The organism is Shewanella cyperi, assembly GCF_017354985.1.
In the GTDB taxonomy this organism is placed as follows: Bacteria; Pseudomonadota; Gammaproteobacteria; order Enterobacterales; family Shewanellaceae; genus Shewanella; species Shewanella cyperi.
This window is the reverse complement of the sequence record NZ_CP071501.1, coordinates 2,981,737-2,994,227: the sequence shown is the minus strand read 5'-3', so window position 1 is coordinate 2,994,227 and position 12,491 is coordinate 2,981,737. Positions and strand designations below refer to the sequence as shown.

The 12,491-nt window shown below is 57.8% G+C and carries 12 protein-coding genes; 2 read left to right on the top strand and 10 right to left on the bottom strand.

Translation table 11 applies throughout. The features are described 5' to 3' along the window. Positions 1 to 11 precede the first annotated feature (11 nt). The 8 genes from rodA to leuS all read right to left on the bottom strand — a co-directional run bounded on the left by rodA (position 12) and on the right by leuS (position 8,736). Positions 12 to 1,118 (bottom strand): rod shape-determining protein RodA, encoded by a 1,107-nt coding sequence (gene rodA / locus JYB84_RS13150; protein WP_207320502.1) that lies wholly within the window; start codon positions 1,116 to 1,118, stop codon positions 12 to 14. Next, positions 1,111 to 2,988, bottom strand: a complete 1,878-nt coding sequence (mrdA, locus tag JYB84_RS13145; protein ID WP_207320501.1) for a penicillin-binding protein 2 — start codon at positions 2,986 to 2,988, stop codon at positions 1,111 to 1,113. Before mrdA ends, rodA begins: the two co-directional genes overlap by 8 nt. Before the next feature lie 23 nt (positions 2,989 to 3,011). Then, complete coding sequence (rlmH, locus tag JYB84_RS13140) at positions 3,012 to 3,482, bottom strand: 23S rRNA (pseudouridine(1915)-N(3))-methyltransferase RlmH (RefSeq protein ID WP_207320500.1); 471 nt, start codon at positions 3,480 to 3,482, stop codon at positions 3,012 to 3,014. Continuing rightward, complete coding sequence (rsfS, locus tag JYB84_RS13135; RefSeq protein ID WP_207320499.1) at positions 3,482 to 3,808, bottom strand: ribosome silencing factor; 327 nt, start codon at positions 3,806 to 3,808, stop codon at positions 3,482 to 3,484. The genes rlmH and rsfS overlap by 1 nt, the downstream gene beginning before the upstream one ends. 81 nt (positions 3,809 to 3,889) lie before the next feature. Beyond that, positions 3,890 to 4,573 carry a nicotinate-nucleotide adenylyltransferase gene (gene nadD, locus JYB84_RS13130; protein WP_207320498.1) on the bottom strand — a complete coding sequence of 228 codons (684 nt, stop codon included), beginning with the start codon at positions 4,571 to 4,573 and terminating at the stop codon, positions 3,890 to 3,892. Continuing rightward, positions 4,570 to 5,598, bottom strand: coding sequence for a DNA polymerase III subunit delta (gene holA / locus JYB84_RS13125; protein WP_207320497.1), 1,029 nt, complete (start codon positions 5,596 to 5,598; stop codon positions 4,570 to 4,572). Before holA ends, nadD begins: the two co-directional genes overlap by 4 nt. Then, positions 5,598 to 6,086: an LPS-assembly lipoprotein LptE gene (locus JYB84_RS13120; RefSeq protein WP_207320496.1), complete on the bottom strand. Its 489-nt coding sequence runs from the start codon at positions 6,084 to 6,086 to the stop codon at positions 5,598 to 5,600. Before JYB84_RS13120 ends, holA begins: the two co-directional genes overlap by 1 nt. A 58-nt stretch (positions 6,087 to 6,144) precedes the next feature. Further along, positions 6,145 to 8,736, bottom strand: a complete 2,592-nt coding sequence (gene leuS / locus JYB84_RS13115) for a leucine--tRNA ligase (protein WP_207320495.1) — start codon at positions 8,734 to 8,736, stop codon at positions 6,145 to 6,147. A 119-nt stretch (positions 8,737 to 8,855) separates the two neighbouring features. On the opposite strand from leuS, the gene JYB84_RS13110 reads away from it, so the two are divergent. Together JYB84_RS13110 and JYB84_RS13105 are read left to right on the top strand one after the other, a co-directional pair. Continuing rightward, positions 8,856 to 9,356, top strand: a complete 501-nt coding sequence (locus JYB84_RS13110) for a zinc ribbon-containing protein (protein ID WP_207320494.1) — start codon at positions 8,856 to 8,858, stop codon at positions 9,354 to 9,356. 123 nt (positions 9,357 to 9,479) lie between these two features. Beyond that, the gene (locus tag JYB84_RS13105) at positions 9,480 to 9,983 is read left to right on the top strand and encodes a carboxymuconolactone decarboxylase family protein (RefSeq protein ID WP_228290776.1); all 504 of its coding nucleotides are present in this window, start codon (positions 9,480 to 9,482) and stop codon (positions 9,981 to 9,983) included. 77 nt (positions 9,984 to 10,060) lie between these two features. Here JYB84_RS13105 and lnt read toward each other — a convergent pair whose 3' ends face one another. Further along, complete coding sequence (gene lnt / locus JYB84_RS13100; protein ID WP_207320493.1) at positions 10,061 to 11,596, bottom strand: apolipoprotein N-acyltransferase; 1,536 nt, start codon at positions 11,594 to 11,596, stop codon at positions 10,061 to 10,063. Between the two features lie 6 nt (positions 11,597 to 11,602). After that, positions 11,603 to 12,481 (bottom strand): CNNM family magnesium/cobalt transport protein CorC, encoded by an 879-nt coding sequence (gene corC, locus JYB84_RS13095; protein WP_207320492.1) that lies wholly within the window; start codon positions 12,479 to 12,481, stop codon positions 11,603 to 11,605. Positions 12,482 to 12,491 lie beyond the last annotated feature (10 nt).

Genomic DNA, 12,491 nt, shown 5'->3' with positions numbered 1-12,491 from the left:
GTCGTTGTTTCCTATCGGTCGACAAAACGTCTGTGGGTGTGGATGCTCATTAGAATGCCAAATCCCACCATCAATGTCAGCATGGAGGTACCACCATAGCTGATAAGCGGCAGCGGCACTCCCACTACCGGCAATATGCCCGACACCATGCCTATGTTCACAAACACATATACGAAGAAGGTCAGGGTAATGGAACCGGCCAGCAAGCGGGCAAAACTGGTTTGGGCCCGGGAGGCAATGACCAGACCCCGACCTATAACATAGAGATACATGCAGAGCAGAAACAGCGAGCCGATAAGACCGAATTCCTCGCCTATCACGGCAAAGATGAAATCGGTGTGGCGCTCGGGCAAAAACTCCAGCTGTGACTGGGTGCCGTGCAGCCAACCCTTACCCCAGATGCCGCCGGAGCCTATAGCTATCTTGGACTGAATAATATGGTAGCCCTTACCCAGCGGATCGGATTCGGGATCCAGCAGCATCATCACCCGGGCACGCTGGTAATCGTGCATCAGGAAGTACCAGAGTATGGGCAGGAACATCAGCACGGCAGCGACAAATCCCAGCACTATGTACCAGCTCATCCCGGACAGGAACAGCACGAAGATCCCCGAGGCCGCCACCAGAATGGAGGTGCCAAGGTCCGGCTGTTTGGCGATAAGCAGGGTGGGGATAAGCAAAATCACCCCGGCCGCTGCCAGATAGCGCTTTTTCGGCGGCAGCGGAAATTTACTGATAAACCAGGCCATGGTGATGGGGAAAGCAAGTTTTATCAGCTCCGAGGGCTGAAATTCCATAAAACCCAGATTGAGCCAGCGGCGGGCCCCCTTGTTGATTTCACCGAAAAAGGCCACCCCCAGCAATAGAATCACCCCTGCGATATAGATGGGCAGGGCCCAACGGCGATACACCTCGGGATTGATCTGCGCCGCCACCAGCATGATGAACAGCGACAGCCCCATGCGCACTAATTGCCGCTCCATCATGCCCATGTCTTCACCGCTGGCGGAGTAGATCACCACCAGGCCAAACCCCATCAGCGCCAGCAGTCCCAGCAGCAGTGGCAGGTCTATATGCAGGCGCAACCAGATGTTTTTGCGACCATGTTGGCTATTCATGACTTACCTTCTCGCTTGGTTTTAATTCCCATTTGTCCCTGAGCATGAATTCATCCAGCATGGCCCGGGCCACGGGACCGGCGTTCTGGCCACCCCAACCGGCGTTTTCCATCACTATGGCGAGCACGATTTTGGGGTGCTCAAATGGTGCGTAGGCCACAACCAGAGCGTTGTCGCGCAGGTGCTCTTCGACCTTGGCGGCATCGTATTTTTCATCTTGGGCCACGCTGTACACCTGGGCCGTGCCGGTTTTCATCGCCGCCGTGTAGGGGGCATCGGCAAAGCGCGATTTCATGGCCGTCTGGCGCATGGCTTCGTTTATAATGTCCCAGTTGCGGGCATTGCGCAGTGCTATGGGGGGCTGTTCATCCACCGGATTGTTGATAAGCGCAGTACTGTCCTTGATGGACTTGAGCAAGTGAGGCGTGAAGCGTTTGCCGTGATTGGCCATGATGGTGGCGGCATTGGCCAGCTGCAAGGGGGTGGTGGTCCAGTACCCCTGGCCTATACCCACAGAAATGGTGTCGCCTATGTACCATGGCTGGTTATAGCGCATCCGCTTCCAGTCTTTGGAAGGCATGATGCCGGCAGACTCTTCAAACAGATCAATGCCGCTGCTCTGGCCGAAGCCGAATTGCTCCATAAAGCTCGACACTTCATCGACCCCAATTTTGTACACCAGATCGTAGAAGAATATGTCGCAGGATTCAGTGATGGCGTGGTAGACATCGACCCAGCCGTGTCCCCACTTCTTCCAGTCGCGGTATTTACGTTCCACGCCGGGAATTTGCCAGAAGCCGGGATCCCATACACGGGTCTTTTCACTGATGGCGTTGAGCTCCAGGCCCAGCAGTGCCATGTGTGGCTTGATGGTGGAGGCCGGTGAATACAGACCCTGGGTGGCGCGGTTGATCAGGGGGCGGGATCTGTCATTGAGCAGGTCGCTGTAGGCCTTACCGCTGATGCCGTATACAAAGGGATTGGGGTCATAGCTGGGGCTCGACACCATGGCCAGTACGCCACCGTCACTGGGGTCGATGGCAACTATGGAGCCGCGTTTGCCCGCCAGCAGCTCCATGGCTTTCTTTTGCAGCCCTATATCCAGGGTCAGGTAAATATCCTGGCCGGGTTCCGGGGGCACCTGCTTGAGCACCCGTATGGTGCGGCCGCGGTTGTTGACTTCTTCTTCCAGGTGGCCGGGGGCGCCATGGAGCAGGCTTTCGTAAAATTTCTCGACACCTTGCTTGCCCATGTCCTTGGTGGCGGCGTAGTTTTGCCATTGATCGCTGCGTTCCAGTGCCTGACGATCCTTGGTGTTGATCTTGCCCACATGGCCAAGCACATGGGTCAGCAGTTCAGCGTGGGGGTAGTGCCGTTTGAGACCGGCCTCCACCTGAATGCCGGGAAATCTGTGCTGATTGACGCTGAAGATGGCCACTTCTTCCTCTGTAAGGCGATTCTTCAGGGTGAGTGGCTTGAAGCGGCGGTGGAATTTGAGCGCCTCGAGGAAGGTGTCCCGCTCTTCTTCCGACAGAGATATGAGACCCTGCAGTTCATCCAGTACGGCCGGGATGTCTTTCACCTTTTCCGGGATCAGCTCCAGGGAATAGAAGGGTTGGTTTTCCGCCAGCAGCACACCGTTGCGGTCATAGATAAGGCCGCGGCTCGGCGCTACCGGCACCACGCGGATGCGGTTCTCGTTGGAGCGCGTGGCGTAGTCACTGAAGGAGGTGACCTGCAAATGATGCAGGTTGGCCACCAATACGCTCAGCAGCACCACCACACAGCAGAAAGTGAACAGGGCGCGACGTTTGAACAGTGACGCCTCGGCGGCGTGATCGTGCATGGTTATCCGCTTTCTGGGGGACACTCGCGGGGCTCCTGAACTCTGACTTATTCCCTGTGATAGGGGTGGTTGTTATTGATACTCCAGGCGCGATACAGGCTCTCGGCGACCACCACCCGCACCAGAGGGTGGGGTAGGGTCAGCGCCGACAGGCACCAACTCTGGCCTGCGGCCTGTTTGCACTCCGGTGACAGTCCTTCGGGGCCGCCTATCAGCAGGCTGACGTCCCGGCCATCAAGTTGCCATCTGGAAAGCTCCCTGGCAAGCTCTGGCGTGGTCCAGTTTTTACCGGGCAGATCCAGGGAGACTATATGGTTGCCCTTGGGAATGGCTGCCAGCATGGCCTCGCCTTCCTTTTGCAGTATCCTGGCTATGTCGGCATTCTTGCCCCTTTTGCCGGCGGGAATTTCCACCAGCTCCAGGGCCATGTCCCGCGGGAAACGCCTTTGGTATTCCTCGAAACCGCGACTGACCCAGTCCGGCATCTTGGTTCCCACGGCAACCAGTTGCAGCTTCATCAGGCGTGTTCTTGCCAGAGCTTTTCCAGCTGGTAGAAGTCGCGGGTTTGATCCTGCATTACGTGCAGTATCACATCACCCAGATCCACCAGAACCCATTCGCTGGCATCGCGACCTTCGCTGCCCAGAATGTTGAGACCGGCCTGTTTGGCTTCGGTGATCAGGTTTTCGGCGATGGCGCGGACATGGGTCTTGGAGGTGCCGGAACAAATCACCATGAAATCCGTGATATTGGATTGCTTACTGACGTCGAGTACCACTACGTCACGGGCCTTCAAATCATCGATTTTATCGACCACAAATTGCTTCAGTTCTGCGCTCTGCACGCCTAATACCTCATGAGTTTAAAAAACAGCGCGCCAGTATAGCAGCCTTGGGGGCGGGAATACACTCCGGCTTGGGGCGGATCAGCGGTGGCGGTAGAGCCTGTGCTGGTGGATATAGTCGCCAACCGCCTTGGGCATGGCACCATCCGGCAGTTCACCATGCCGGAGCGCGGCGCGGATCTCGGTGGAGGACCAGGGCTGCTCTGTGATGGGCACTTCGATAACCGCGCCGCAGTCTGCCTGTGGCAAGCCGGCTTCGGCCTTTTGGCCCCGGGCCTGCAGCTGCGCCATCATGGGCTGGGCTTCATCGAGCTGCCAGCCGGGGCGCTCGCACAGGATCAGGTGACAGAGGTCAAACAGCGACTGCCAGCGGTGCCATTGGGGCAGGTTCAGAAAGGAGTCCATGCCCATGATGAAGTAAAAGCGGCAATCCGGGTGCTTGTGGCGCAGGCGCTCCAGGGTATCGACTGTGTAGCTGGGGCTGGCGCGCTCCAACTCGATGGCGCAGGGACTGAGCCGGGTATTGTCACCGCACAGCAAAGACACCATGTCCAGGCGCTGACCTGCACTGGCGTGGGTGCCTGCCTTGTGGGGCGGAATATGGTTTGGCAGCAACCAGATGGCGTCCAGTGGCAGCTGGGCCAGAATTTCCATCAGCGGCAGCAGATGGCCGTGGTGCGGGGGATCGAAGGTGCCACCCAGCAGGCCTATGTGGCGGATTGGGGGACGGACTCTCTGATTATTGAGTATTTGCTGCTGGCTCATAGACCCAGGTGTCCAAGGGCCGCGTGGGCGGCGGGGTCAAACAGCAGGCACAGGTGGCTGATCCCGGTCCAGTCCTCTTCTCCCCGTTGCTTGAGTTTCAGCTCAATGGCCCCGGCCATGGCCAGCATAGCTTCCAGCTGGGTAAGATCCAGGCGCTTGAGGCTGGCCTCATACAGGGGCTGGCGTTTATCCCAGATCCGATACTTGCTCCACAGCGGCTGCAATGGTTCGCGGCGTTGGCGCGCCCCCTGCAATGCCACCAGTGTGGTCAGTTCCCGGAACAGGGCCCAGAGCACAATCGGCAGGGCCGTGCCTTCGGCCTTCAGCTGGGCCAGCATGTGCTGCACCCGGGCCTGTTGATTGCCAAGCAGGGCATCGCCCAGCTGAAACACGGTGAAGCGGGATTGATCGTCAAAGTACTGCTCCAGCTCGGCAGCCTCAATGCGCCGTCCCGGGCTCAGCAACGCCAGTAGCTGCATGGCCTGATCCGCTGCCAGCAAATTGCCTTCGTACAGGCTTAGCAGCAGGGTGCGGGCATCCGGAGACAGACTCAGTCTGTGGGCCTGGGTCCGGCCGTCAAGCCAGCGCTGAAATTGTGGCCCTTCCGGTGTCAGGCAGGGCAGGTAAATGCCGGCACTGTCGAGGGCCTTGAACCATTTGCTGTTGGTCTGCTCCGCCGCCAGTTTGGGGCCGCGCAGCAGCAGTAAAATATCGGGATTGGGAGCTTGCAGCAGGCTCAGCAGCATGGCGCTGCCTTCGCTGCCGGGTTTGGCCTGGGGCAGGTACAGCTCTATGATGCGGCGGCTGGCGAACAGGCTCATGGCCTGCCATTCGTTGGCCAGATCCTGCCAATTGAAGCTGTTATCCTGCTCCAATTGTACCCGCTCCTCGAAGCCCTGCTGGCGGGCGGCGGCCAGCAGCTGATCCTTGCAGTGTTCCTGCAACCAGGGATCGTCGCCAAACAGCAGATAGCACTGGGCCAATTGGCCCAGATGGCGATGCAGTTGATCAGGATAAACCCGCATCAACGGATCTCTGTGGTGGCCAGGGTCTGGATCAGACTGTCGGCGGCCTGCAGGCGCATTTCCCGCAGCAGCATCTCCATCTCGCGGCTCTTGGCCAGGGCGGTGCGGGGGTCGTCGAGGTAGTCGCGGCGGATCTCGACGCTGAAAGGCTGGGCCTCTTTACCCGGCATGCGCACGGCGAAATCCACATGGTAAATCAGTTCGTACTCGGCCACGTTGCCGGTGGGATACAGCGACAGCGTGGTGCGGGACAGCGAGTCTTTCAGTAACCTGACGGCCGGGATCTGCTCGCTGCTTGCCACCAACTTGACCCCGGACAGACGCAAGCGCTCCTTCACCAAACGGGTCAGCTCACTGTATTCATCACCGCTGTCGACGCTGAGGGTGTTGAGTTCGGCGGGCATGGAGTAACTGCCCTGCAGCTTGAAGCCACAACCTGCGAGCAACAGGCTCAGGGACAGGATGACAAGGGTAAAGACTCGGGTCATGGATTTATCCTTGGATGCAGAAGGAAAACCCGCCAGGGGCGGGTTTTCACGGGGGCTATCAGTTGGCAACTATGTTCAGCAGTTTGCCCGGCACATAGATAACCTTGCGAACAGTCAGGCCGTCGGTGTGCTTGCGCACCGCATCTTCGGCCAGGCCCAGGGCTTCTACCTGCTCCTTGGTGGCATCGGCAGCAACGGTCAGCTTGGCGCGTACCTTGCCGTTCACCTGTACCACCACCAGCTTGCTGTCTTCCACCAGGGCGCTGTCATCGGCCACAGGCCAACCGGCGTCCTCGATGTCAGTGCTGTTGCCGAGCGCCTGCCACAGGTTGAAACACACGTGCGGGGCTATGGGGTACAGCAGGCGTACCACGGCGGACAGGGCTTCGTTCATCAGCGCCTTGTCCTGAGCCGATTCAAGCGGTGCCTTTTGCAGGTGGTTCATCAGTTCCATCACGGCGGCAACGGCGGTGTTGAACATCTGACGGCGACCAATGTCGTCACCTACCTTGGCTATGGTTTTGTGCAGTTCGCGGCGCAGGGCTTTTTGATCGGCACTGAGGCTCGCCACGTCCAGGGCTTCGGTAGCGGGTGAGGCCACGTACTCGCTGGCCAGCTTCCACAGGCGCTTGATAAAGCGGTGGGCACCCTCAACGCCGGACTCCTGCCACTCCAGGGTCAGCTCCGGTGGCGAGGCGAACATCATGAACAGACGCACAGTGTCGGCGCCGTATTTTTCCACCATTACCTGGGGATCGATACCGTTGTTCTTGGACTTGGACATCTTGCTCATGCCGGTGTACACCAGCTCATGGCCTTCGTTGTCCACGGCCTTGGTGATCCGGCCCTTGTCGTCCTTCTCCACTACTGTCACGTCCAGAGGCGATACCCAGACGCGGGCACCCTTATCGTTGTTGTAGTAGAAGGCATCGGCCAGCACCATGCCCTGGGTCAGCAGGCGCTTGGCGGGCTCGTTGGAGTTCACCAGGCCGGCATCGCGCAGCAGCTTGTGGAAGAAGCGGAAATACAAGAGGTGCATACAGGCGTGTTCGATACCGCCTATGTACTGATCCACCGGCAGCCAGTAGTTGGCCTTGGCGGGATCCAGCATTTCATTGGCCTTGGGCGAGCAATAGCGGGCGTAGTACCAGGACGACTCCATAAAGGTGTCAAAGGTGTCTGTTTCCCGCAGCGCGGCTTGGCCGTTAACGCTGGTCTTGGCCCATTCCTTGTCTGCCTTGATGGGGCTCTGCACGCCATCCATGACCACGTCTTCGGGCAGGATCACCGGCAGTTGTTCTGCAGGAGTTGGCATCACAGTGCCGTCTTCCAGGGTGACCATGGGGATAGGGGCGCCCCAGTAACGCTGACGGCTTACGCCCCAGTCGCGCAGGCGGAAGTTAACCTGACGCTTGCCTTTACCTTCGGCGGCCAGCTTGGTCGCGATGGCATTGAAGGCGGCGTCGAAGTCCAGACCATCCAGCTCTGGGAATGAGTCGCCCGAGTTGAACAGCACACCCTTCTCGGTATAGGCGGCTTCGGATATATCCAGTTCACCTTCAAGGGGTTTGATCACCGCCTTGATGTCGAGGCCGTATTTTTTGGCAAATTCATAGTCGCGCTGATCGTGGCCCGGAACCGACATCACGGCGCCGGTGCCGTAATTCATCAGTACGAAGTTGGCGGCCCACACGGGCACCTTGTCACCGGTCAGTGGGTGAATGGCGTACAGGCCGGTGGCCACGCCCTTCTTCTCCATGGTGGCCAACTCGGCCTCTGAGGTGCCGCTGTGCTTGCACTCGTCCACGAAGGCGGCCAGCTCAGGATTGTTCAGGGCGGCTTTTTCGGCCAGCGGGTGACCGGCGGCTATGGCCACATAGGTCACGCCCATGACTGTGTCGGGGCGGGTGGTGTAGATATCGAAACTGTCGTCGGAATCGGCGACCTTGAAGGTCATTTCCACGCCTTCGGAGCGGCCAATCCAGTTGCGCTGCATGGTCTTGACCTGCTCGGGCCAGCCTTCCAGCGTGTCTATGTCATTGAGCAGCTCTTCGGCATAGGCGGTGATCTTGATAAACCACTGGGGAATTTCTTTTTGCTCCACCGGAGTGTCGCAGCGCCAGCAGCAACCGTCCTGCACCTGCTCGTTGGCCAGTACCGTTTGATCGTTCGGGCACCAGTTCACCGCGGCGGTCTTCTTGTACACCAGGCCTTTTTCGTACAGCTTGGTGAAGAACCATTGTTCCCAGCGGTAATACTCAGGGGTACAGGTGGCGATTTCACGGCTCCAGTCGTAGCCAAAACCCAGCATTTTCAGCTGGTTCTTCATGTAGTCTATGTTTTCATAGGTCCATGGGGCCGGGGCGGTGGCATTCTTGATGGCGGCGTTTTCGGCAGGCAGACCGAAGGCGTCCCAACCGATGGGCTGGAGTACGTTTTTACCCTGCAGACGCTGGAAGCGGGCAACCACGTCACCTATGGTGTAGTTGCGCACGTGACCCATATGCAGTCGGCCTGAAGGGTAAGGGAACATGGAGAGGCAGTAGAACTTCTCTTTATTCGGGTCTTCAGTGACTTCAAAGGTTTTGTTTTCGGCCCAGTGCTTTTGCACCAAGGCCTCGATTTCTGAGGGATTATATTGCTCTTGCATCAACTTTTTCCGGCAATGCCGCCTATTATTTGATCATGCGCTTAGTCCGCGCCGCGGGATCTGCATAGAATAAACCAGAAGAGCTGCATTAAAAAGGTTCCCTTGAAGGAGTATTGAGCATGAGCAACAGAAGTTCGCAACTACTGGCACAGTATCAGATATTGATTGACGATCTGAAACGGCGATTCGCGGAAAATCCGGACCTGAATGCCAAGCATCTTTATCAGCAACTCACCGCGGGGGATGCCTTCAGCCAATTGCGCGACGAGATAAGCGACAAGGAAGCCGAGCTGGTGCTGGAGTTCCTCAAACGGGACATAGCGGCCTTCCTGCAGGAGCACAACGCAGAATCCTTGAGCCACAGTCCCTCGGTGATCGCCCTGGAAAATACCCTTTGGCACTGGCTCGGTGAAATTACCGACCGCAGCCAGGTGGAATGGCATGAACTGGCCCAGGATTTCAAACACCACGGCTACTACCAGAGCGGCGAAATTATCAGTCAGGGCAGGTTGGTTTGCACCAGCTGTGGCCACGGCATGGACATTAATTTCCCGTCGGTGATCCCCGACTGCCCTGAATGTGACAACGATGAGTTCATCCGTGAGGCCCTGACGCCCTAATCCTCAGCACCTTGGCCCGGACTAACGGCACAGGGCGTCTTTCGGCGCCCTGGATGTCGCAAAAATACAATTTTCCAGCCTTTTGCCTTGGCAGTATGTGCTCAGTCATAACGAAAGGAGCACATGATGCAAGACACTCAATTTGATACCACTGTGGCCGTAGAGGCAAAATTACACGGCGAATGGCTGCCACGGATGCAGGTATACCAGCAACAACCCGAATTGCCGCGGGCCTTGATAAGCCTTGGCGAGTCGGCCGCCAAAACGTTTGACCCCAAGCTGGTGGAACTCGTCAAGCTCAGGGCGTCGCAGCTTAACGGTTGTGCCTTTTGTATGCGGATGCATGCCGAGGAGGCGCGCCAACTTGGCGAAGCCCAGCACAGGCTGGATCTGCTCAGCGCCTGGCGTGAGAGCCAGGTATTTTCAGCACGGGAGCGTGCGGCGCTGCATTGGACCGAGGCACTGACCAAGCTGATCACGGGCCCGGTAACCGCCGAGGATATAGCCAAGGTGCGCGCCCAGTTCAGCGACAAGGAGATAGTTGACCTGTCCGCCACCATAGCCACCATCAATGCCTGGAACCGTATTGCCGCCAGTTTTCACTTTACCCCCGAGGTGCCTGTATAAGGCCTGGCGTTATCACGGTGATGAACCATGAAAGTAAAAAAGACGCCCGGAGGCGTCTTTTTTACTGCTTATTTGTTTCAACGGCGTCGATAACTCAGCCCAATTCCCGCTAACAACAGCAGCGACATCAGGGCGAGCACCGGAGCGTGACCAAAACGGGCAAACAGGGTTTGTCCCTTGACCAGGGGCACGTCCGCCTTGAGCACAGCAGCCTCAAATTGGGGCAACTGCTTCACCATTTTGCCATGTTCATCCACCACGGCGGTGACGCCATTATTGGTGGCCCGCAGCAATGGCCGTCCCAGTTCAATGGCGCGCATTCTGGCGATCTCCATGTGTTGCAGCGGGCCATTGGACTCACCGAACCAGGCGTCGTTGGAGACTGTCAGCAGCAAGTCCGTTTGTTCGCTGAAGTTGGCCCTGAGCTGCTCGGGGAAAGCGATTTCGTAACAGATGGCCGGCGCCAGGCGATACCCCACGGCCTGCAGATTGGGCTGAATAAAGTCACCGCGGTTGAAGGACGACATCGGCAGGTTGAACAAAGGTGCCAGGGGCCGCAACAGATCTTCAAAGGGCACAAATTCCCCTATGGGCAGCAGGTGATGTTTGCGGTAATCGTTGCCGTCACCGATTTGGTAATCCGGGGCATCCTGCTGTTTGTTGAAATGATTACCCAGCACTATCAGCGAGTTGTAAAACTCTTGCTCCGGATGGCTGATGATGCCCGTGATAATCGCCGTGTCTGTCAGATTGGCGGCGCGGTTGGCATTGTCGAGAAAATCGCTCACCACATTTTCCCAAATAGGCACCGCGGCTTCGGGCCAGACCACAATATCAACGTCAAAATTTGGCCGGGTCATGTCCAGGTGCTTGAGCAGAGAGGGCCACAAGGTTTCTTTCCGCCATTTCATGCTCTGGGGAATATTGCCCTGTACCAAGAGCACCTTGACGCTTTCCTCCCGGGACTGGAGTGGGCTGAAGGCCTGGGCTGCCCAGGTTGCCAGCGCCAGCAGCGGCAGCAGAAGCAGCAGTGGCAGACGTTTACCTTCAACAAACAGCAGCAGGGCACCGACGCACATCATCAGCAGCAGGCTAAGTCCCTCTACCCCAATCACGCTGGCAAGGGGGGCCAGCGGGCCATCTGTCTGGCTGTAACCGGCGAGCAGCCAGGGAAATCCTGTCATAACGGAGCCGCGGCCAAGCTCGGCCAGCATCCACAGCGCCGGAAACAAGCCCACGAGGTCAAAGTAAGAGCGGCCGGATTTCAGTTTGGCAAAGGCGGCTCCCACCAGGGCAGGATACAGCGCCAGGTAGAAGGCCAGCAGGGCCATCAGCCCCAGGGACACCGGCAGTGGCAAGCCGCCATACCTGTCTATGCTCACATGCACCCAGCTGATGCCAAAAACAAAGGCACCAAAGCCGAAGCTCAGCCAGTGGCGGAAGGCGGCGGCGGGTCCAAGCTGCCGGCCTAACCAGAGGCAAAAGACCAAGGCCAGGGGATAAAAAGGCCACAGACCATAGGGGGCAAAGGCGAGGGCGGTACTGGCCCCCGCCAGGAAGGCGAGGGGCAGGCGTATCCGCGATTGGCGGACGGTGTCAACTAAGGGACTCAATTGGAATTAACTTTCCGTGACTTCGGCTTGCTGGGGATCGGGCAGTTTGACCCGCAACTGAATAAGACGGCGGGTGTCGGCATTGATCACCTTGAATTCGATGCCGTTGATCACCACTCTTTCATTGCGCTCCGGCAGATGCCCAAAGGCGTGGGCAACCATACCACCTACTGTGTCGAATTCCTCGTCACTGAAATGGGTGCCGAATTCGTCATTGAAATCTTCGATGGGGGTCAAAGCCTTCACCAGATAGACGGTATTGCCGACCTTGCGAATTTCGGTCTCTTCGACGCTGTCATGGTCAAACTCGTCTTCAATCTCGCCGACAATTTCTTCCAATATGTCTTCAATGGTGACCAGACCGGAAACGCCACCGTACTCATCGACCACTATGGCCATATGGTAACGCTGGGAGCGGAATTCTTTCAGCAGCACATCAACCCGCTTGCTCTCGGGAACCACCACGGCGGGGCGGATCACCTTGTCGAGGGAGAAGGGCACTTCGCTGTTGTTGAAGCCGTATTGCAGCAAATCTTTGGCCAGCAATATGCCTTCGACGTGGTCCTTGTCTTCGTTGACCACGGGGAAACGGGAGTGGGCCGAACTGATTACAGTCGCCAGCAGCTCTTCCACTGTGCTGTCGACCTTCAGGGCCACAATCTGGGATCTGGGGATCATAATGTCCCGCACTCGCAGATCGGATACCTCTAAAACACCTTTAATCATCTCGCGGGTATCTTCGGTGATGAGATCACGTTGCTCGGCATCGTGGATCACTTCCACCAATTCATCGCGATTTTGAGGTTCGCCCTGGAACAACTGGCTGAAACGTTCCAGCCAACCTTTCTTGTGGGCGTTGGTACTCGGGGGGATATCGTCACTCATAGTGTTTTCT

Coding starts and splice junctions, on each gene's coding strand:
- rodA (WP_207320502.1), bottom strand. CDS start 1,118: ATGAATAGCCAACATGGTCGCAAAAACATCTGGTTGCGCCTGCATATA.
- rlmH (WP_207320500.1), bottom strand. CDS start 3,482: ATGAAGCTGCAACTGGTTGCCGTGGGAACCAAGATGCCGGACTGGGTC.
- nadD (WP_207320498.1), bottom strand. CDS start 4,573: ATGAGCCAGCAGCAAATACTCAATAATCAGAGAGTCCGTCCCCCAATC.
- holA (WP_207320497.1), bottom strand. CDS start 5,598: ATGCGGGTTTATCCTGATCAACTGCATCGCCATCTGGGCCAATTGGCC.
- JYB84_RS13120 (WP_207320496.1), bottom strand. CDS start 6,086: ATGACCCGAGTCTTTACCCTTGTCATCCTGTCCCTGAGCCTGTTGCTC.
- leuS (WP_207320495.1), bottom strand. CDS start 8,736: ATGCAAGAGCAATATAATCCCTCAGAAATCGAGGCCTTGGTGCAAAAG.
- JYB84_RS13110 (WP_207320494.1), top strand. CDS start 8,856: ATGAGCAACAGAAGTTCGCAACTACTGGCACAGTATCAGATATTGATT.
- JYB84_RS13105 (WP_228290776.1), top strand. CDS start 9,480: ATGATGCAAGACACTCAATTTGATACCACTGTGGCCGTAGAGGCAAAA.
- corC (WP_207320492.1), bottom strand. CDS start 12,481: ATGAGTGACGATATCCCCCCGAGTACCAACGCCCACAAGAAAGGTTGG.